At 40.5% G+C, this 21,939-nt stretch carries 18 protein-coding genes and 1 tRNA gene; 4 read left to right on the top strand and 15 right to left on the bottom strand.

What is annotated here, in order from left to right; translation table 11 throughout:
- Window positions 1-107 precede the first annotated feature (107 nt).
- Both E6C50_RS05490 and rpe read left to right on the top strand, forming a co-directional pair.
- Complete coding sequence (locus E6C50_RS05490; protein ID WP_020212501.1) at window positions 108-971, top strand: sigma-70 family RNA polymerase sigma factor; 864 nt, start codon at window positions 108-110, stop codon at window positions 969-971.
- Between the two features lie 229 nt (window positions 972-1,200).
- Window positions 1,201-1,863 (top strand): ribulose-phosphate 3-epimerase, encoded by a 663-nt coding sequence (gene rpe / locus E6C50_RS05485; protein WP_136402211.1) that lies wholly within the window; start codon window positions 1,201-1,203, stop codon window positions 1,861-1,863.
- Between the two features lie 52 nt (window positions 1,864-1,915).
- Here rpe and E6C50_RS05480 read toward each other — a convergent pair whose 3' ends face one another.
- The 6 genes from E6C50_RS05480 to E6C50_RS05455 form a co-directional block, all read right to left on the bottom strand.
- The gene (locus E6C50_RS05480) at window positions 1,916-2,935 is read right to left on the bottom strand and encodes a T9SS type A sorting domain-containing protein (RefSeq protein WP_136402210.1); all 1,020 of its coding nucleotides are present in this window, start codon (window positions 2,933-2,935) and stop codon (window positions 1,916-1,918) included.
- Between the two features lie 71 nt (window positions 2,936-3,006).
- Window positions 3,007-3,426 (bottom strand): CBS domain-containing protein, encoded by a 420-nt coding sequence (locus E6C50_RS05475; protein WP_136402209.1) that lies wholly within the window; start codon window positions 3,424-3,426, stop codon window positions 3,007-3,009.
- Between the two features lie 91 nt (window positions 3,427-3,517).
- Window positions 3,518-4,819: a TolC family protein gene (locus tag E6C50_RS05470; protein ID WP_136402208.1), complete on the bottom strand. Its 1,302-nt coding sequence runs from the start codon at window positions 4,817-4,819 to the stop codon at window positions 3,518-3,520.
- A 2-nt stretch (window positions 4,820-4,821) separates the two neighbouring features.
- On the bottom strand, window positions 4,822-7,899 hold the full coding sequence (locus tag E6C50_RS05465; RefSeq protein WP_136402207.1) for an efflux RND transporter permease subunit: 3,078 nt from the start codon (window positions 7,897-7,899) through the stop codon (window positions 4,822-4,824).
- Window positions 7,900-7,930: 31 nt separating this feature from the next.
- Window positions 7,931-8,989, bottom strand: a complete 1,059-nt coding sequence (locus E6C50_RS05460; protein WP_136402206.1) for an efflux RND transporter periplasmic adaptor subunit — start codon at window positions 8,987-8,989, stop codon at window positions 7,931-7,933.
- A gap of 176 nt (window positions 8,990-9,165) precedes the next feature.
- Complete coding sequence (locus E6C50_RS05455; RefSeq protein ID WP_136402205.1) at window positions 9,166-10,014, bottom strand: zinc-dependent peptidase; 849 nt, start codon at window positions 10,012-10,014, stop codon at window positions 9,166-9,168.
- A gap of 221 nt (window positions 10,015-10,235) precedes the next feature.
- Between E6C50_RS05455 and E6C50_RS05450 the strand changes: the two genes are divergently transcribed.
- Both E6C50_RS05450 and E6C50_RS05445 read left to right on the top strand, forming a co-directional pair.
- Complete coding sequence (locus E6C50_RS05450; protein WP_136402204.1) at window positions 10,236-11,030, top strand: hypothetical protein; 795 nt, start codon at window positions 10,236-10,238, stop codon at window positions 11,028-11,030.
- Between the two features lie 17 nt (window positions 11,031-11,047).
- Window positions 11,048-12,244: a porin gene (locus E6C50_RS05445; RefSeq protein ID WP_136402203.1), complete on the top strand. Its 1,197-nt coding sequence runs from the start codon at window positions 11,048-11,050 to the stop codon at window positions 12,242-12,244.
- 54 nt (window positions 12,245-12,298) lie between these two features.
- On the opposite strand, the gene E6C50_RS05440 is transcribed toward E6C50_RS05445, so the two are convergent.
- The 9 genes from E6C50_RS05440 to murG form a co-directional block, all read right to left on the bottom strand.
- The gene (locus E6C50_RS05440) at window positions 12,299-12,871 is read right to left on the bottom strand and encodes a hypothetical protein (RefSeq protein WP_136402202.1); all 573 of its coding nucleotides are present in this window, start codon (window positions 12,869-12,871) and stop codon (window positions 12,299-12,301) included.
- Window positions 12,872-12,894: 23 nt separating this feature from the next.
- A complete protein-coding gene (locus E6C50_RS05435; RefSeq protein ID WP_136402201.1) occupies window positions 12,895-14,436 on the bottom strand; it encodes a serine hydrolase in 1,542 nt (513 codons plus the stop codon).
- Between the two features lie 175 nt (window positions 14,437-14,611).
- Window positions 14,612-14,685: transfer RNA gene (locus tag E6C50_RS05430), tRNA-Arg, on the bottom strand.
- A gap of 48 nt (window positions 14,686-14,733) precedes the next feature.
- On the bottom strand, window positions 14,734-15,180 hold the full coding sequence (locus tag E6C50_RS05425) for a GatB/YqeY domain-containing protein (protein WP_136402200.1): 447 nt from the start codon (window positions 15,178-15,180) through the stop codon (window positions 14,734-14,736).
- A 157-nt stretch (window positions 15,181-15,337) separates the two neighbouring features.
- On the bottom strand, window positions 15,338-17,293 hold the full coding sequence (gene ftsZ, locus E6C50_RS05420; RefSeq protein ID WP_136402199.1) for a cell division protein FtsZ: 1,956 nt from the start codon (window positions 17,291-17,293) through the stop codon (window positions 15,338-15,340).
- A gap of 12 nt (window positions 17,294-17,305) precedes the next feature.
- Entirely contained in the window at window positions 17,306-18,709 is a 1,404-nt protein-coding gene (gene ftsA, locus E6C50_RS05415; protein WP_136402198.1) for a cell division protein FtsA, read from the bottom strand.
- Between the two features lie 3 nt (window positions 18,710-18,712).
- A complete protein-coding gene (locus tag E6C50_RS05410; RefSeq protein ID WP_136402197.1) occupies window positions 18,713-19,438 on the bottom strand; it encodes a cell division protein FtsQ/DivIB in 726 nt (241 codons plus the stop codon).
- A 7-nt stretch (window positions 19,439-19,445) separates the two neighbouring features.
- The gene (murC, locus tag E6C50_RS05405; RefSeq protein ID WP_136402196.1) at window positions 19,446-20,801 is read right to left on the bottom strand and encodes a UDP-N-acetylmuramate--L-alanine ligase; all 1,356 of its coding nucleotides are present in this window, start codon (window positions 20,799-20,801) and stop codon (window positions 19,446-19,448) included.
- 24 nt (window positions 20,802-20,825) lie between these two features.
- Window positions 20,826-21,920 carry an undecaprenyldiphospho-muramoylpentapeptide beta-N-acetylglucosaminyltransferase gene (gene murG / locus E6C50_RS05400; RefSeq protein WP_136402195.1) on the bottom strand — a complete coding sequence of 365 codons (1,095 nt, stop codon included), beginning with the start codon at window positions 21,918-21,920 and terminating at the stop codon, window positions 20,826-20,828.
- Between the last annotated feature and the right edge of the window lie 19 nt (window positions 21,921-21,939).

Raw genomic sequence — 21,939 nt, 5'->3', positions numbered from 1 at the left:
ACTTTACACAGAATTTACGCTATTTTAAAATATTTTTAAAAATTGTGTAACTTTTTCACAACCGGTTACGTATAATTACTGAATACTTAAAAAGAGGAGATTCTTAAATGAGACAACTTAAAATTACCAAGCAGGTTACTAACCGTGAAACTGCTTCCTTAGACAAGTACCTACAAGAAATTGGAAAAGTTGACTTGATTACCGCTGATGAAGAGGTAGAATTAGCACAAAGAATTAAAGCCGGAGACCAGAGAGCCTTAGAAAAATTAACCAAGGCTAACTTACGTTTCGTGGTTTCGGTTGCTAAACAATATCAAAATCAAGGTTTGACTTTACCCGATTTGATCAACGAAGGTAACTTGGGGTTAATTAAAGCGGCACAACGTTTTGATGAAACACGTGGTTTCAAATTCATTTCCTATGCCGTTTGGTGGATTCGTCAGTCGATCTTACAAGCTTTAGCGGAGCAATCCCGTATAGTAAGGCTTCCTTTAAACAAAATTGGTTCGATCAATAAGATCAACAAAATGTATGCTTTGTTAGAGCAGTCTAACGAGCGCGCTCCTTCTGCAGAGGAAATCGCAAAAGAACTGGACATGACCGTTAATGACGTTAAGGAGAGTATGAAAAACTCCGGTCGTCACCTGTCGATGGATGCTCCGTTAGTTGAAGGAGAAGACTCTAACCTTTACGACGTATTGCGTTCCGGTGAATCACCAAACCCGGATCGGGAATTGATTCACGAATCGCTACGTACTGAAATCGAAAGAGCGTTAGAAACCTTAACACCTCGTGAAGCTGATGTGGTTCGTCTCTACTTCGGTTTAGGTGATCAACACCCAATGACACTGGAAGAAATCGGCGAAACTTTTGACCTGACTCGTGAACGTGTACGTCAGATTAAAGAAAAAGCGATCCGCAGATTAAAACATACATCCAGAAGTAAAATCCTAAAAACATATTTAGGATAAAAATTAGGAAAAAACAGAATGTTTATTATCTTTATAAAATTGAACATTCGTACTAAAAATATTGAACGCAACAACAGTTTCAATAACTGTTCGTTTTTTGATTGATGATTGAAACTCCGGCTGATTACCGGAGTTTTGTTTTTTCACCCTTTTTCTTCTTTAGCAATTCTTTCGTTCTCCAACAATCATAATCCAACATTTCGTTATCTTTGCAAACAAACACAACACAATGAAACATAACATAATTGCCCCTTCTGTCCTTGCAGCCGATTTTGCCAATCTGCAACGCGACATCGAAATGATCAACAACAGTGAGGCCGACTGGTTTCATATTGATATTATGGACGGCGTTTTTGTCCCTAATATCTCTTTTGGAATGCCGGTTTTAGACGCCATCACCAAACATGCCCGTAAAACAATAGACGTTCACCTGATGATTGTCGATCCGGACCGTTATATTAAAACCTTTAAAGATCTTGGCTCCGATATTCTTACAGTTCATTACGAAGCCTGTACCCATTTACACCGTACGTTACAAGCCATAAAAGCTGAAGGCATGAAAGCCGGTGTTGCTTTAAACCCTCATACGAATGTCGCTTTACTGGAAGATGTGATCAACGACATCGATATGGTATGCCTGATGAGTGTTAATCCCGGATTTGGCGGTCAGTCATTTATTGAGAATACCTATAAAAAGATAAAACAGCTAAAAGAAATCATTACCCGCAACAATGCTTCAACCTTAATCGAAATCGATGGCGGTGTAACCAATCAAAACGCCCGACAGCTTATTGAAGCCGGAGCCGATGTACTGGTAGCCGGCAGCTACGTTTTTAAAGCTTCCGATCCCATTGCAACGATTGCCGATTTAAAAAAGATCACCGCATTATAAAAACAAAAGCAGCCCGAAAAGGCTGCTTTTTTATTTGATCATATTAAAACAATTACTCTTTTACCAGTTTTGTTTTTACGATTTCGTTATTATCGACATCAAAAGTCTTCACAAGATACACTCCTCTGTTTAATGACTCAACATTTACAGGGTAATTATCTGCTTCCGCCAGAACCAATTTCTGATCCAGTACTTTTGCCCCTTTCAAATCATAAATTTCAACACGCCCCGGAACTGCCTGAGTCGCATTATAATTTACTTTAAGATGTAACACATTTGTAGCCGGGTTCGGATATAACAGCATTTTATTATTCGTTATAAAGCTTTCAGTTCCTAAGAAAGCCTGATAGTTCAGAATAAAAGGCATATCCATCGCCTGAGTCGATCCGGCATCTACAATTCCAGCCCAAGCCGTACCACTATACTGTTTTGCATTCGAGCCTGCAACTGTAAGCGCACCTGGAATGGTTACAGCCGGGAAAAAGATAGAGCCATCATTTGTCGCATGCACCTGGAAATCGACCCAGTAAGTTCCCGGAGCCAATGTCGCAGTAAGGTTTCCGCTAATGCGCCATATTTTACGGGTAGTACCCGGTGTATTGTTCCCTATACGGTACATATTGGCCTCACCACTACCGGCAGCATTGTAGATATTAGCAGTCATATTACCCGCTACTACGGTAGCCGTTCCTGAAGACGGGTCTCCGTTCCAGATTTGAACACGCATCTGATCAATCGGAGGTGTTGTTCCTGTAGAACCTGTCTGATAACAGAACAAATCCACTGTTGTCAGATTCATGGTAGATGTTACTGTAAAATTATCTGCAATACGTAAATTCGTGGTAGCGGCAGTATTAAAAATAGCCCCAAACCCTAAATTAGTATTTGTCGAACCTCCTACCGATTGCAATTCACTCCAGGTATAACCCGCCGGTGATGTAGTCGAACCGTTAGCGGTTGTCGTTCCCGTAGTGAGTCCACCATTTGTATAAAACCCCTGCGCAGAAGCTGTCAGTCCCAGTAAAGCCAGTGTTAACACGGCCAAAAAATTCTTTTGAGTAGTTTTTTTCATAATATCCAATTAATTGTTTGATTAATTAAAATTAACAATTATTTTGAATATTATTCCGTATTTTATTAAAATTAATACTGTTGTATCAAATATTTAATTAAATCAGTAGTTGTCACAATTCCAACCAACAAATCCCCTTCAACAACCGGCAAAGCATGAAACTCTTTTGTTGCCAATATTTCGGCCGCTTCTTTAATGGTCGTTTCGGGAGCAATGGTAATCAGTCTTTTAGCCATTACCTGTTCGATTGTAAACATATTATACACCGTAGTATCAATAATTTCTTCGTCATCGTCTACAGCGTCGGCAAACGAAATACGTAACAAGTCGGTATAACTCAGCATTCCAATGATGTTATTTCCATTCACCACCGGTATATGTCTGATGTTATTTTTTTTAAAGAGCATTTCGGCTTTGGTCAAATCATCAGTAAGATTGAGTTTAACCACATTTTTAGTCATAATAGACGATACAGGAACACGATGTTTCATAACTATATGTTTTTGATTATGAGCTAATTTAACCTTATAAATTTACAAAAACATTGACAAAAATCATATTCTGTAATCTTTTATATATTCATTAAAATGTTACTGATCCGGTTAGTTCTTTTAAAGCTACTTCTGAAATTTTCGCCTGATAACGCGCCGCATTATGACGGGTTCGGGCAGTAATGTAGTTTAATTGGGCGTTTCGGAATTCTATTGTAGTAATCGTTCCTATTCTGAATTTTTCCAGGGTAATATCCAGATTTTGGCGCGCTATATCTTCATTTTTTGCCTCCAGTTCCTTTAACTCCAAATTGGTCAGATAGGATTGAAATACGGTCGTTAATTGTGTATTCAGGATTTGTTTTTGTTTGTCCAAAAGAAATTGTGTATTCTCAACCTGAAGGTTTGCAATTTTTTCGTTTCGGTGTTGCAGAAACCCGTTAAAAATGTTCAGAGTCGCACTTAATCCATAGTTAAATCCTTTGGAAGAAGATTGGGTAACGAAACCAAGACTGGATTCCGTTTCGGCAAAATTATAACCCGTATTTAATTTGATCACAGGATACCTATTAGCCTTCACCTGTTTCAAATCCAGTTCGGCGACTCTTTTATTAATAATAGCCAACTGAATATCCGGATTTTGCTTTTCTGCCAAACGCATCAGGTTTTTTAATTCCAGTTTGCTATCAATGTGAACGGTTTCTTCAACTCGGTACGTCGTGGTTCGGTCGCGAACGAGTAATTCGTTTAACTGGGTTATAGTATTGGCATACAATTGCTTTTGCTTAACCAGATTCGTTACGTCGGTATTGAGATCGACCTGAGCATTTAAAACTTCCAATTTGGATGCTTTTCCAATTTTATAACGATTATCGGCTGTTTGCAATCGTTGTTTCGAAATCACAACGGCAGTATCCAACGTAGCCAGCATTTGTTGTTGTTGTACCAAATCATAGTAGGTTGACAACACATCGGCCACTTTGGTTACAATAGCCGATTTTAATTGTGTTTCTCCTTGTTTTTCAAGTTCTTTTAATTGATCATAGCGTGCAAACATGCGTAAACCATCGAATATGGTCCAACCCAAAGTAACACCATAGTTCAAGCTGTTGTTTTTAGCATTATTCAGTTCTCTTTGTGTACCATCGGCCTGTGTTTGCGTTGAATTTTGCAGGTTGTTATTTTTGGTCAACGTCGCATCCAACCTTGGCAACATTCCGGCATTGGCAATCCCTACATTTTTCTCACTGATCTTCGCCTGATTTGTCGCGATCAGAATGTCGTAATTGTTTTTTAACGCGATCTCAACGGCTTCTTTGGCTGTAAGCATTTCCTGTGCCTGTACCAGATTTGTCGTTGCAATTGCAAATATAACGAACAGATACTGTTTCATAATTAGTCTTTAATAGTATCAAACTCCGGGCGGTGTTTACGCGCTCTCGACCACATCAGGTAAATCGCCGGAATCACAAATAATGTCAATATTAACGAAAAGATGGTCCCTCCCACAATAACCACTCCCATTCCCATACGGCTCTGCGAAGCAGCTCCCAACGATAACGCAATCGGCAACGCACCTAATGCAATGGCCAAACTGGTCATTAAAATCGGACGTAAACGGGATTCGGCGGCTTCAACAATCGCATCGTATTTACTCTTACCCTGTTCCCGGAGTTGGTTCGCAAATTCGACAATCAGGATACCATTTTTCGTTACCAGTCCGATTAGCATAATCGTACCAATCTGACTAAATATATTCCACGTCTGACCAAATAGCCATAACGAAAATAAGGCTCCGGCAACCGCCATCGGAACGGTTAATATAATAATAAACGGGTCGATAAAACTTTCGAACTGCGCGGCAAGAATCAGGAAAATCAGTAATAAAGCTAGTCCGAAAGCAAATGATGTATTCGAACTACTTTCCACAAAGTCACGGGATTCTCCACCCAAATCGGTTGTAAAAGTATCGTCCAGCACTTTTGCTTTTACCCGTTCCATCGCTTCGATACCATCACCAAGACTTTTACCCGGTGCTAATCCCGCCGAAACGGTAGCCGACATATAGCGGTTGTTATGGTAAAGCTGTGGCGGACTGCTTTGCTCTTCAATTTTCACTACGTTATCCAACTGAATTAGCTTTCCGTCTTTGTTACGTACAAACATCGATGTCAGATCCATTGGCGCACTACGATCTTTTTTGTCGAATTGCCCCATTACCTGGTATTGTTTTCCATTCATCATAAAATAACCAAAACGCTGACCACTTAATGAAAGTTGTAAGGTCTGTGCTACATCAATAACCGAAATCCCCATACTCTCCGCTTTTTCACGATCGATACTCACATAAATCTCCGGTTTGTTGAATTTCAGGTTTACATCCGTAATCGAGAACGTCGGATCTTTGGCCACTTCGTCCATAAATTCCGGAATTTTTTCTTCCAGTTTTTTAAAGTTTGGTGCCTGAATAATATATTGTATCGGAAGTCCTCCTCTACGGTTTACAGCAATTGTAGGCGATTCGGAAACCGCTACTTTGGCTTCGGAATACTGTCGGGTCCATTTCGATAAATCGTCGGTGATTTCTTTTTGGGATCGTTTTCGCTGATCCGGTTCTACCAATGACAAACGCGCCACACCACTATTTACAGAAGCCGATCCAAATCCGGGTGATGTGATGATCAAACTAACTTTTTTCTCCGGTACAGAGTCATTAATCAAATCGGTTAATTCACTCATAAAACGATCCATATAATCGTAGGTCGCTCCTTCCGGTGCGGTTACCCGCATGGTGATATAACTACGATCGTCATACGGTGCCGTTTCTTTTTGTAAAGTTTTAAAGAACAGCACAATCAATCCGATACATCCGATCAAAATTGGAAAACTCAACCATTTGCGTTTTAGAAAGCTTACCAGTGACGCAGCGTAACCTTTGTTCATTTTTTCAAAGTACGGCTCCGTCAGCTTATAGAATTTTGTTTTTTTCTGTTCGCCTCCTTTCATCAGGTAGGCATTTAACATTGGGGTTAACGTTAACGATACAAAGGCCGATATCAATACCGCCGCACCGATCACCACTCCAAATTCCCGGAACAAACGTCCTACGAATCCTTCGAGGAAAATTACCGGTAAAAATACCGCGGCCAGCGTAATCGAAATCGAGATCACAGCAAAAAAGATTTCGTTGGAACCTTTTACAGCCGCTTCAATCGGCGACATTCCTTCTTCTACTTTTTTAAAGATATTTTCGGTTACTACGATACCGTCATCAACTACCAATCCGGTTGCCAGAACGATCGCTAACAGGGTTAATACATTAACCGAGAATCCGAAAATATACATGATAAAGAAGGTCGCGACCAGCGATACCGGAATATCAATCAACGGTCGGAAGGCAATCGCCCAATCCCGGAAAAACACATAGATGATCAATACTACAAGAATAACCGATAACAACAGGGTTTCGGCTACTTCCAAAATCGCTTTTTTTACAAAAACTGTATTATCGATGGCGATATTCAGTTTAAAATCTTTCGGTAAGTCTTTTTTGAGCTGGTCGTATTGCACATAAAATTTTTCGGCAATGTCCAGATAATTCGTTCCCGGCTGTGGAATAATCGCCAAACCAACCATCGGCTGACCGGAATCGCTCAGTTTAGTTTCCAGGTTTTCGGCTTCCAGAGAGGCTTTTCCAACGTCGCTCAAACGAACGATGTTATCACCATTGGCACGAATGATAATTTTATTAAATTCTTCTTCGGTCGATAAATTTCCGATCGTTTTTACCGTAAGTTCGGTATTATCTCCGGTTAGTTTCCCTGAAGGGAGTTCTACATTTTGTTTGTTTAGTGCATCGCGCACATCGGAAACCGTACAACCATAGGACGCCAGTTTTACCGGATCGATCCACAAACGCATCGCATATTTTCGTTGTCCCCAAATCTGTACACTACTTACCCCCGGAATGGTTTGTAACCGTTGTGCAATAACATTGTCTGCATAATCACTTAGTTCGAGTACGTTTTTATTATCACTCTGAACCGTCATGGTAATGATCGGATCCGAATCGGCATCGGCTTTCGAAACTACCGGCGGCGCATCGATGTCCTGTGGCAAGCTTCGTACCGCCTGGGATACTTTGTCCCGTACGTCATTTGCGGCTTCTTCAAGATTTTTATCAAGGTTGAACTCAATCGTGATATTACTACTTCCCTGATTACTGGAGGAAGTGATATTTCGAATCCCGTCGATCGAGTTGATCGCTTTTTCGAGCGGTTCGGTAATTTGCGATTCGATGATATCAGCATTGGCTCCGGTATAACTGGTTCGAACGGATATCTGTGCCGGGTCTATCGACGGGAATTCCCGTACACCCAGATAGGTATATCCGATGATTCCGAACAAAATCAACATCAGGTTGATTACGATCGTTAAAACCGGTCTTTTGATACTTGTCGTAGATAAACTCATGTTTCAGTGCTTTAAGAGGTGAGGCTTCGCATTAGTTTTTGATCGCGACTTTAACCGGCATATCATTCTTAAGAGTCATCACTCCACTGGTTAGTACCGTGTCGCCCACTTTTAAGCCCGATGTGATCAGGATATCTTTGGCCGTACGCGGTCCGGTTTCTACAACAACTTCTTTGGCTTTACCTTTTTCGGCTATAAATATTTTTTTACCGTTCTGAATTGGAATCAGCGCTTCGGTTGGCACTAACAAGGCATCGTTGATGCTTTCCAGCGGAAGTGCCACATCGGCATAGGTTCCCGGCAGTAATTTCCCATCCGGATTTTGTGCCAGTGCGCGCATCTGAAGCGTTCGGGTCGCAACATCCACACCCGGCTCAATGGCATATATTTTGGCTTTAAAGACGTCTTTTGATCCGGCTATCGTAAACGAAATCGTCGCATCCTTTTTCATTTGGGTTGCGTATTTTTCCGGTATTGAAAAGGTGATTTTTACCTGATTCATGTTGACCAGGTTTGCCACTACGGTTGTTGGCGTGACATAGGTTCCTTTTGAAATCGCCCGTAGTCCTATTTTTCCGGAGAAAGGAGCTTTTACACTGGTTTTGGCCAATTGCGCCTGAATCAGCTGGGTTTGCGCCTGAGTAGAACGCAGTGTGGCGTTGGCCGTATCGTATTCTTCCTGACTGATGGCTTCTTTTTGCAATAACAAGCGGGCTCTTCTTTCGTTTTCGGCAGCCAATGCCTGTTGGGTTTTGGCCTGCGCCAGTTGCGCCCGCAGTTCGCTATCGTTAATTTTAAACAACACCTGTCCCTGAGTTACCGGAGTTCCTTCGTTAAAATTGATACTTTCCACGATTCCGGAAACTTCACTTCTGATTTCCACCTGTTCGTTGGCCTCAATGGAACCCGACAAGGATAAATTATCGGAAAACACCTGTGGTTTCAACACAATTCCGGAGACTTTTGTAGCGTTTTTACCTTCGCCTTTTTTACCGCCATCCCCTTTTTCTTTATTAGCCGAAACGCGATAGAATATCATTCCGCCCAACACTATAATCAGAACGAGATATACAATATGTTTACCTTTCATAGTATCGTAATGTAGTTTTTTTGTATTGCTTTATTTGTATAAACAACAAAGCTAATTTTTAAATACTGTATTCGTCACTACATTAAATTTAATTTAACACTATTTTTAGAATTTTAAATATCTGATAATGTAGTCACAACATTTCCGCATCTTTTTGTTGTTTTTTCAATTCACGTTTAACGATCTCTAAAATTAATCATCTTTTGAATATGATCATATAAAACCAGGAAATGGTTTCGGAATGTTTCCGGGGTTTCAAAAAAGTGTTCCAGCAATACGGCCAGAAATTCATACCGGTTTTCAAAAGCGTATGCCCTAAAATAACCCGATTCCCGGAGTTGCTCACTATACTCCGGATTTTTTAATTCCTGTAAGATTTTTACAAACATTTTTTCAAATAGTATCGCACTCACATGATGGCTTTTAGCACACTGAAAATGCAGTGCATGGCTAAACTCATGCAATCCCAGATTGCGGTTGTCGTGCGCATCCTGATAACCGGCTACAAAATCTTCCCAGGAAAAAGCGATTGTTTTTAATGCCGGGTTAAATTCCCCAATATGATACGCCTGAGTGGCTGCCGAATAGTATTTTGACGGAAAGACGACAATCTTAGTAAAAACGGTATACAGGTAGTTGCGCATTCCAAAAGTGAGCATCACCGACGTGGCGGCAATCAACACTTTGACTTCATCCGTAATTGGTTGTCCTTGTTGACCGATAAACCGGTATTTTAAAATAAAACGCCTTACCCGATGTTCAAAATAGGCCTGGTACCTGGGTGTCAATTTCTGATAAAACGGAAATTGCGTTTGCAATACAAATAATTGTTCATTCGTTAATCGCTTTGGAAAAAGATACAAATGAACGTAAAAAGGCTTTTTACAAAAGTAAGCATACACTAGTTCTAACAATCGGATCCCATAAAATAACAGGATCATCAGCACAATTGCCATCACACTCCACATTGCGCGCAAATCGGCTTCTTCTGTGGATGTCGCCACTAAAAAATAAAGTGCTATCATAGCAATCGTTTCAGGAGATTAAAAGGGTATGTTACGGATTCTTACAAAGAAATGATTTTTATTTGTTTCTATCAAGGGCGCGCTCCCTTTACCGTTTCATTCCCGTAAAACAAAATTTATTCTTCCCGTTATAGTCCTATCCGATATCACAAGGTATTTCGCTTTTCAATATATTTGTAAGTATCTCTTTCAAATATTAATATAATCTTCTCATTATTGCGATGACAAAAATCTACCATGACTATTTTGAAACCTTAAAAAAATATTTAGTGTTATTAGCAATCGATTCCCGTAGCGGAATTGTTGGCTGTAGTGAAGCCGAAATCAATACCCTTAGAAGTGAAAAAGGGCCAATTCCTTTGGCTTATGAAGCCTATCTGAGAAGCCTTGGAAAAAAGTTTTTGTTTGAATTTATGGATGCTGAAAACATGGCTTTTGAGGATTTGGATTATATCAACAACTTTGCAAACGAAGTATTCGAAAATAATGCGAGGCCTCCAAAAGAGGATTTTTTCGTTATTTCCGAACGTCGCAATGATTATATCTCTCTAATTTATGCCGAAGGCGACAATCCAAAGGTCTGGATTATGAGTGAATACTGGGATGATACTGAAAAGGGTGAAAATCTCGCTATCCGTACCGGTAGTTTTACGGAGCTTATGAATATCTTTTTCAAACAAACGCTTACAAATCATCCGGCCAGTTTTTATTTTGTTCCACAGAACATTGCCGATTCCGAAGCGTATATCCGGAAAAAATATCAAAATTGGCTTACCGGACTCCAGTCCATACATACAATTGTTCAGAAATATCAGGACGAAAATCCATTAATTCACGAGCTGAATCAGTGTTTTTCAGACTATTATCAGCAAAACGCAGCGGCTATTTCCGAAAGTTTACAGAAAGATAAAAATGCTAAAAGTCCCGAAAAAAGTGATGCTGTCCATGAAGCTCATGCTCCCAAAACCGAGTCCAATAAAAATCTGTTTCAAAGACTAAGAGCCTTTTTTAATTAAAACCGTTCCTCTTTAAAATGCAAATCACTAAAATCAATCCTATACTACTGTTTTTAATCGCATTCGCTTTTATGGAACCGCTCTATGCGCAAGAGCAATCAAAAGATTCCATCGAAATAGCGTTCCGACCGTATACAAGTCTTAGGGGGCATACAGCTATTTATAACAACAAAATGGAACTTCAGGAGAATGCCTCCCGAATAGGTGCCGAGATAAAAATAAAAAAGGAAACGATTGCTTTTATTGCCGGTGTCGAAGTACAGGTAAATCTGTTTCACGGCAATACTTCTTTTAGTGCCGACGGTGGTCTTACCGGTGGCTATCAAAACGTCCAATCGGTACAAACCAAACAGGTGTTCGGAAATCGTTTGGGCTATTTAGGTCTCGATCTGAACAAATTTGGTACGATTACCATTGGAAAACAATGGAGTGTGTATCGCGATATCACGGCTTATACCGACCGGTTTAGTGTTTTTGGCGCGCGGGCATCGGCTACATTTATCGGTGGAACCGATGGTGGTGAAAACGGAACGGGTCGTGCGGATCAATCGATAATTTACCGGAATCAAATAGGCTCTTTTCGGTTTGGCGGACAAATTCAGGCGCGCGGCCAAAACAATACTTCTTTTGTGGATGGTTTTGGGTTATCAGCACAATTGGAAATTGCATCCGATTTTTTTATAGGTGCGGCCTTTAACAAAGCGTATGTAAGCGAAAATCTAATCAACAGCGGAACAATCGTAGGGCTAAACGGACAACCCATTTATATGGCCATAGGAAGTAAATTTATCGGATCAAAAGTGGATTTCAGTATCGTAGGAGTACTTCAAAAAAACGGGGATTTCACGCAAGGTAATTACACCGATCTTCAAGGAAATACGATAACACCTACGATTGTTTTCGACGCAAAAGGTCTTGAAATCTTTGGAAAATATAAATTTAGCAAACTGGCAATTTTGGCAGGTTACAACCATTATGCCCCGATAACTTCCCATATTCCGATTTTGAACGGTCAGCTTCCTGTTGAAAGAGGCTTTAAACGAAACGATTTTATTGCCGGGATTACCTACCAACCGGTACCATTCGTTCAATTTTATAGCGAACAACGGATTTCGACCGGTAGCATCGCTTCCGGAATACGCGAAAACAGTGTTTTTACCTTAGGTATGAAAATTGACCTTGCTACCGATTTTAAAAAGAAGTTTGGTTTGTAATAAAACAAGGTACTTTATAACACGTATTTTGACTACTTTTTGTATCATTTTATTTTAATTAATAGTCTTTGTCTTTTCATATAATTCCCTACATCTTTCACTGTAATCAAAAAATGTTTTGTCGCTAAAATCTCCCAGATTAATTGTCTTGAAATGCATTTTTGCTTTAATCGTTCGCAAATTCTCAACTCCGTAAAAAGTTGTATTCCCTATAAAGTCTCCTGTAAGTAAATTTACGTTTGATTTCGCCTCAACCTGCTTTTTGTCTTTTTCATGTTCATACAGACTTATCCCTATCAGTTGGACTTTTTTTGTTTTGGGGTTGTATCGAAATCGATTTTTAAATCCTCCATTCTCATAATCAATATAAAACGTAAAGCCGTTCCGGGTCGTTTCTATACCCGCTGAATAACTCATGCCTATAGTCTTAATTTGCTTACTTAACAACGGTTTGAAATTATGGGTCGATAGCTTACAAACTATTGTTAATTCGGCTCTATTAAACTTAATCGTATCCTTTACACCGTCGTTATCCATATCTTTTATCTGCTTTTCCTGCCCAAAAACAAGTAATTGGATTAGAAAAACGCTCAGGGTTATGACTGTCTTTTTGTAGTGTTCTGACATAATTTCAGCAACTAATTAGCTTTTTATTTTTTGTCGGCATCCCGATCAAATAGCACCGGTTTTTCGTTACCATCCAGAAAAAGTTCGATCCCCTGGATTTTACCTTCTACATTTGTAGTAAAATTAAACATCAAATCACTTTGATCGGTATCCACTTTCCCATTTTTATCGATCGCTCTTGGATCAAAAACATCATAATGAAAGTGTTTGAATATGATTTTTTCGCCTTTTAACCTGGTGTACAAATCCTTACCGTTAAAGGTTATTTTAATGGTTCCGTAGGCCCGATTCGTGTAAGAACCAGTATACTCTTTTAAAGGATGGGATGGTTTTGTATTTGGGGCGGGCATCTTTTTAGTTTCCTTTTTTACCTGAAGTGCTTTTTCTGCCGCAGCAGCTTTTACTTCGCCATTCCAGTCTTCCGGTTTTAAATTGAGCATTCTATCGGCAATAGAATTACAAACTATCATCGGAACTTTCGATACATTTTGATTTGTCAGGACAACGATCCCTAACTTATCCGAAGGAAAAAAGGCAACATTCGCCGAAAACCCGTTAATATTTCCGCCATGTTCTACTAGGTAGTGTCCTCTATAGGAACCGATCATCCAACCCAAACCATAATTGGCTAAAAAAATATCGCTATGCTTATCCGGCAGATCAGCACTCATAACCATTTGAGAACTCATCGCTTCGGTGATGTAGTTTTTTGGTACGATTTCTTTTCCTTTAAAAGATCCGTCGTTAATCCAAACCTTTAACCAGTTGGCCATGTCGTTTACACTACTGTTGATACTTCCTGCCGGTCCCATTCCGTTAATGTTGTAATAATCGATCTTTTTAATCGTATTATCTTTTTCTAGCGTATAGGGCAAAGCGGCATCGCTATCATTCTGAAACGTTTTAATATCGGTATTCGAACGGGTCATTTCCAATGGGGTAAAAAACTTTTCCTGAATATTTTGTTCCCATGTCTTGCCACTAAATCGTTCTGCAATCATCCCTTGCGCCAGGTACATAAAATTGTTGTAGAACCATTTTTCGCGTACGCCCACCTTAGGTTGCATATATTTGACACGTGCAATAATGCTGTCTCTATCTTTGGTATTAAATAGAAACCACGACGAATCATACCGGGACAATCCTGATCGATGCGCCATCAGGTCCCTTAGAGTAATCTGATTATTCATTTCATCATTATAAAATTGCAACTGCGGTAGCACATCGACGGCCTTATCTTCGAATGTCAACTTGCCTTCTTTTCTAAGAAGCCCTAATAAGGAAGCCGTAAAAGCCTTACTACTGGAACCGATCGCAAAAAGGGTGTTGGTTGTGACCGGTTTTTTGTTTTCGACATCGCGATAGCCAAAACCTTTGCTGTAAATCACTTGATCACCTTTTACCACCGCTACCGCAAAACCGGCAATATGCTGGTCTTTTAAAACACTTGTTAATACGGAATCAATATGGAAAAATGGATCACTATTCTGACTTGCTTTTTGAACTTGAGCAAGTCCGGAAAGAGAAATAAGCAAACTAAAAAGGCAGGCTAACGAAAACTTCATAAGGCTTTATGTTTTCCCAAAACTACACTTTTTTTCGCGTTTAAAAAACTATTTTTCAAGGAATTACAGTATAGAATATGTAAACAATAGTGCCATAAAAACAAGATTTCACCTATAAATTTGCCGTTGATTTTGTCCAACAAAAAAGCCTGCAAAAATTTTGCAGGCTTTTTTGTGACCACGGAGGGGTTCGAACCCCCAACCCTCAGAGCCGAAATCTGATATTCTATCCAGTTGAACTACGCGGCCATTATTAATCCGATTGCAAAGAAAACAATCTGATTTGATTTTTGCAAATTATGTCAGCAGCTTTTTTACAATTGTTGAAATTGTTTTTCCGTCGGCTTTACCCGCCAATTCTTTAGAGGCTGCGCCCATTACCTGTCCCATGCTTCCCATTCCGGAAAATCCACCGTCGGCAATAATTTTTGCTATAATTGTTTCTACTTCTGCTTCAGACAATTGCACCGGTAAAAACTTTTCGATCACGGCAACCTGAGCCAATTCCGGCTCTGCTAAATCCGCACGACCCTGCTCGCTAAAAATAGCCGCACTGTCTTTTCGTTGTTTTACCAGTTTTTGTAATATTTTTATTTCGTCTTCTTCTTTTAATTCCTGACCCGCTCCGGAAGTCTGTGCTAATAAGATTTCTGATTTTATGGCACGTAAGGCTTCTAGCGCTACGGTATCTTTAGCTTTCATGGCCGTTTTCATTTCGTCCATGATCTTAGTCTGTAAGCTCATATTTTAATGGTTTAATTTTCGTTTATTTATCCGGAAAAGTGATTTCGCGAATGCCATTTGTATGACATTCGCTATTCCGGTATGCTTTGCGAAGATATAAAAAATAACCCGAAATCGGGTTTGATTTCGGGTTAAAGGTTTCTCAAATATAGGTTAGTTAGTCTACGTTGTCATGTAGAAAAGAGTTGTTCGAACGCAACTGTAAGTCGTCGTTACTATCCATTCCCAATGACATACGCGATTTACTATTATCGACAGAAGTGGCGTTTAAATCAACTCCCATTCTTTTATATGCCGGTTCTTTTTCCAATTCATTAACGCGTGATGCACTGTTATTGAATTTGTAGTTGAACTCTTTCATTTTTCTTTTACGCTCTTCGGCTCTCATTCGCAAGGTTTCCTCGATGGTCATCTCAACCGGAGAAATCTCGTCAAAGCTGGATTGTACCTGAGCCGGCTCCACTTTTCGCATCGTAAAGTTTAACTCTTCAGCAACCGGTTCTTCTTTTACCGGTTCAACCGCTTTGGAAGCTAATAATTCGTTTTCTTTCTCCATATAATCTTCCAAAGAGTATTTCACCACTCCCGACTGGTTTACTTCCGTTACCGGAACCACCTGTACCGGTTGGTTTACTTTGATGTCTTTGGTTTCATTGCTAAGATCGAAAACAACTCTGTCCTGAGCTGCTGTTACCGGTAAGTCGAATGAAAAGGCGATTTGCTCTTCAACTTTTGGCAACACATATTGCGGCTCGATCACCTCAATTTCGCGTACATCTCTCATAACCGGAGCCGGAGCTTCCTCTTTTACCGGTGAAACGATTTCGAAAAATACATCCAGGTTATTGATAAAATCAGCCGATGGCAATTCGTCTTCAATTACTGCTTCCGGTTGTTTTTTTTCGTATACTTCTTCTTCCACTTCTTCTAAAGCGAAAACGATTTTTTCTTCCGGTTGTTCAGCAATAATATCGTTGATCATCGCTTGTGCGGTTGCTTTTTCAACCGGAGTTGAGAAGTCAAATGACGGTACAAATCCGGTTGCCGATAAATCCTGAACCAATTTTTGTTCACCCTCTAAGGTGTGAATAATTTTTTTTGGCTCTGTATTTACGATTTCCGCCTGTTGCTCTACGTTAAATCCCGTAGCAATGATGGTTACTGCGATAGCATCCCCTAACGATTCGTCTTCACCAACCCCCATGATGATGTTGGCATTGTGCCCCGCTTCTTCCTGGATATGGTCGTTGATTTCTCCGATCTCGTCAATCGTGATTTCGTTGGTTCCGGATACAATCAATAACAATACGTTTTTAGCACCGGTAATTTTATTGTCGTTTAACAACGGAGAATCCAATGCATCCACAATCGCATCTTTTGCTCTGTTTTCACCATTTGCAACAGCCGATCCCATAATAGCGGTTCCACTGTTGGACAATACGGTTTTCGCATCTTTTAAGTCGATATTCTGCGTATAGTGGTGCGTAATTACTTCGGCGATTCCTCGTGAAGCGGTTGCCAATACTTCATCCGCTTTGGAGAATCCAGCCTTGAATCCTAAGTTACCGTATACTTCTCTTAATTTATTGTTGTTGATAACGATTAATGAATCCACCTGTTTGCGAAGTCTTTCTACTCCCAATAAGGCTTGTTCCTGACGTACTTTCCCTTCAAACTGGAATGGAATCGTTACAATCCCTACGGTCAGGATATCTCTTTCTTTGGACAATTGTGCGATTACCGGTGCGGCTCCTGTTCCGGTTCCACCACCCATACCAGCCGTAATAAATACCATTTTGGTATTTACGTCCAACATTTTTTCAATTTCCTCGATACTTTCCAAAGCCGACTGTTGTCCTACTTCCGGATTCGCTCCGGCGCCAAGCCCTTCTGTTAAGTTAACGCCAAGTTGTATTTTATTCGGAACCGAACTGCTTTGCAATGCCTGTGAATCGGTATTACAAACCACGAAATCTACTCCTTTAATCCCTTGTTTAAACATGTGGTTAATGGCATTACTACCACCGCCACCTACACCAATAACTTTAATCACATTTGATTGGTTTTTTGGCAAATCAAATGCAATACTTCCAAATTCTGAGTTGCTGTTCATATCGTATCGGTTTTATTCTGCGTTATCTAAAAATTCCTTAATCTTATCTATATACTTGTCAAAAAAGCCTCTTTTGATCTTTTCTTTGGTAGATTCTGAATCTACGTCATTTCTTACATTAATTGGCTTTATCGGTGCTGCTGCTATTTCTTCTTCTATCACTTCCGGCTCCGGTTCGATTCGCACTGGTTGTGGTTTGCTTTCCACTTTTGGTTGTTCCTTTTTAATCTCGGCCAGTGGCGTTGCACTTTTCGTATTATTCCGGATACTGTTCATCACCAATCCCACTGCCGTGGCATATAACGGACTGGAGATTTCTTCGTCGGAATTTCCAGCCAGATGCTCGTTCGGATAACCGATCCGGGTGTCCATTCCGGTGATATATTCCACCAATTGTTTGATGTGTTTTAACTGAGCACCGCCTCCTGTTAATACAATTCCGGCGATCAGTTTTTTTCTCGGATCTTCATGCCCGTAGGCTTTGATCTCCGCGAAAACCTGCTCTACAATTTCCACCACTCTGGCGTGAATGATTTTCGAAAGGTTTTTTAACGATATCTCTTTCGGTTCGCGTCCTCGTAATCCCGGTATCGAAACAATTTCGTTGTCTTTGTTTTCACCCGGCCAGGCGGATCCGAATTTTACTTTTAATAACTCGGCTTGTTTTTCAATAATCGAACAACCTTCTTTAATATCGTCGGTGATCACATTTCCTCCAAATGGGATTACTGCCGTATGGCGAATGATACCGTCTTTAAAAATGGCCAGATCGGTTGTCCCGCCTCCGATATCAATCAACGCTACACCGGCTTCTTTTTCCTCCTGACTTAACACCGCATCAGCCGATGCCAATGGTTCCAATGTTAAACCGGACAAATCCAAACCGGAACTTTTAATACATCGTCCCACGTTACGGATCGAAGATGCCTGTCCCACTACCACGTGGAAACTCGCTTCCAGTCGGCCACCATACATCCCGATAGGTTCTTTGATTTCCGATTGTCCGTCGATTTTAAATTCCTGTGGTAACACGTGGATGATTTCCTCTCCCGGCAACATGGCCAGTTTGTGCACCTGATTGATCAATAAGTCAATATCCGCATCGCCAATCACTTCTTCCGGATTGTGACGACTGATATAGTCGCTGTGCTGAATGCTGCGAATGTGCTGACCGGCAATGCCTACTACCACATCGTTGATTTTATATCCCGAATCCGTCTCTGCATCCAAAACGGCCTGCTGAATGGATTGAATTGTCTGCGTAATATTGTTTACAACTCCGCGCGCCACACCAAGGCTTTTGGATTTTCCAACCCCTAAAATTTCTAATTTGCCGTACTCATTTTTCTTGCCGATCATGGCGACAATTTTGGTTGTCCCAATATCCAAACCTACTGCAATACTTTCTTTTTCCATACTCTAATATTTGGTGCACACTACTTGTTGTGTAAACTTCAGATTAATTGTTTTATAATTCCCGATAAGGGTGTCTTTTATCGCATGTTGAAAAAAGGCCTTATAGTTGTCAAACTTCTTGTCAACATTTATCGTTCTTCCGAAAAGGATCTGATAATTGTAATTCCGGTTGGTCATTATCAGACTTCCTGTGGGCAAAATTTGTATCCCGGTGATGTTTTTTTTCAAAAAATCATCGTCATAAATTTTCCGGAGTACTTCGGTCAGTTTGCCTTTGTTTTCGGTGTTTATTTCACCAGAAACTAACGGAACCCGTGCTGCAAAATTATCCGACAACGGCATCTGATTTCCCTCATAGTCAATATAATAAGAACGCTCTCCGTCATCGACCCGTGCTACCGGTGTTTTCTGTGTTACGACTGCCTCTAAAGTCCCGTCAATAGTGGCGAAGACCTCTGCTTTGGCTATCATTTCATTACTGTCGAGAATATGCTCCAATCTATTCAAATCTAGCTTATCTTTCCGTATGCTCGTAACTTTGTTAAAATTTTGTATTAACAAGTTATCAACCGTTTCCGGCGTGATAAAAAGGTTGTTTTCACCTTTAAACCGAACCTCTGTTTTTTGCAGATAACGGGTTTCATTTCGCTTCGATGAAAATGAGTACAGGAAAATCACTACTCCAATCATGAGTACCAATCTTACATCTGTCCATTTTATTTTTTTCATCGTTTTGTTATTTTTTTACTACTTCTAATGCTTTTCGAATATCGGGTACCATTTCCCCCACATCACCTGCTCCTATCGTTACAATTACCGGTGCATCGCTGTTTTCGAGTGCCGGAATCAGGACTTCTTTTGAAATCAGTTTTTTGGTACTGTTTTCGATTTTCCCTAATAACCATTCGGAGGTAATTCCTTCCATTGGCAATTCCCGCGCCGGATAAATATCCAATAACAGGATTTCATCAAATTGCGACAGACTTTTGGCAAAATCATCTGCAAAATCGCGGGTTCTACTGTACAAATGCGGCTGAAACACCGCCAGTACTTTTTTCCCCGGATACAATTCGCGAACCGCCTGATGTACCGCATTGATTTCGGTCGGATGGTGCGCATAATCGTCGATATACACAAACTCCGGTTTGCGAATCTGGAACGAAAAACGTCTTCGCACACCTTTAAAACTCAACAGGGCTTTGGCGATATTGCTATCGGAAACCCCGTAGGTTTTTGCCATCGCCAATGCCAACAAAGCATTCGTCAGATTGTGTCGGCCGGGTAATCCGAACTTCACATCTTTTATTGCACCGGTAGGCGTATCTACATCAAACACATACCAACCGTCTACAATTCGTATATTTTTTGCCGTAAACTGTGCGTCGTCCTCAATTCCTACCGTTATCGCTTCGATTGGCAGTCCATTGGTCACGAACAGTTGTTTTTTATCGGCTACTTTATTCGCAAATTCCACGAAAGAAGCTTCAATCGAAGCTTTGTCGCCATAGATATCCAAATGATCCGCATCCATCGACGTCACACAAGCGATATCCGGATGTAAATGCAAAAACGAACGATCAAACTCATCGGCTTCCACTACGGTTACCGTTTTTCCGTTTCCAATCAGGTTGGAATTATAGTTTTCCACAATTCCACCTAAAAAGGCTGTCATATCGACGCCGCTTTCATACAACACATGTCCCAAAATACTGGAGGTTGTGGTTTTTCCATGTGTACCGGCTACCGCAAAGCAAAAGGTATCTTTGGTAATGATTCCCAATACTTCCGCTCTTTTTTTAACCACAAATCCGTTATCCAGAAAATAATTCCATTCCGCATGCTGTTTTGGAACTGCCGGCGTAATCACCACCAGCGTATTTTCTTTATTTCGGAAAGCTTCGTCAATCAAAGACACATTATCCTCAAAATGGATCGCAATACCACTTTCTTCCAATTCGGCCGTAAGGTGCGTCGGTGTCTTATCATATCCGGCTACATTTTTCCCGATGTTTTTAAAATAACGGGCCAAAGCACTCATTCCGATGCCTCCAATTCCGATAAAATAGACGTTATGTATTTGCGGTAAATTCATGCTCCTGCGATCAATTTCTTTTGGTTATCGTATCAATCGGACAATCTCATCCACAATTTGCTTTGTTGCATTGGGTAAAGCCAATTGTTTAATCGTGTCACTTAATTGTTTTCTTTGTTCTTCGTTTTCCAGCAAGCCTTTAAACGTGTTCTCAAAATGATTGTCCAGTTCGGATTCTTTTAGCAACAAGGCTCCTTTTTTATCGACAATCGCTTTGGCATTTTTGGTCTGATGGTCTTCGGCTACATTGGGCGACGGAATAAAAACAACCGGTTTCCCCACGATGCAAAGCTCCGAAACCGATGACGCCCCCGAACGGGAAATCACCATATCGGCCGCCGCATATACCAAATCCATACGATCAATAAAAGCCAAAACCTGTACATTTTCTTTTTCAGAAAAGTGTTTGTATTCTTCAAAATAAAGTTTTCCGCATTGCCAGATGATCTGAACTCCTTGTTCCAGCAACCAATCGATCTCTTTTGCGATTAACTGGTTGATTCGTCTGGCACCCAAACTTCCTCCTAACACCAATAGTGTTTTTTTGGTTGGATCGAGTTTAAAATACGTAATAGCTTCCTCTCTTTTTTCGGCTACCGAAATCAGATCCTGACGCACCGGATTTCCGGTTAACCGGATTTTATCTTTTGGAAAAAACCGCTCCAGATTTTCGTAAGCCACACATATCGCATTGGCTTTTTTTCCCAACAATTTATTGGTGATTCCCGGAAAGGAATTTTGTTCCTGAATCACGGTTGGAATATTCATTCCGGCAGCGACTTTTAATACGGCTCCGCTGGCAAAACCTCCGGTTCCGATAACCACATCGGGTTTAAATTGTTTTAAAATCCCGCGTGATTTGGTTAAACTCGATATCAGTTTTAACGGAAACATCAGGTTTTGCAATGTCAGTTTTCGCTGAATTCCCGCAATCCACAATCCTTTAATCGGATAACCAGCCTGTGGTACTTTTTGCATCTCCATTTTATCTTTCGCGCCCACAAACAGGATTTCTGCTTTCGGAAAGCGAACTTTCAATTCGTTGGCAATAGCAATAGCCGGATAGATATGTCCTCCGGTTCCGCCTCCGCTAATTATGAATTTAGGGTTCTCTTTCATTTTATTTTGGTGTTGCTTA

This window comes from Flavobacterium supellecticarium (assembly GCF_004801375.1).
Classification (GTDB): domain Bacteria; phylum Bacteroidota; class Bacteroidia; order Flavobacteriales; family Flavobacteriaceae; genus Flavobacterium; species Flavobacterium supellecticarium.
The sequence above is the reverse complement of the archived record's forward strand: the minus strand, read 5'-3'. Positions and strand labels throughout refer to the sequence as shown.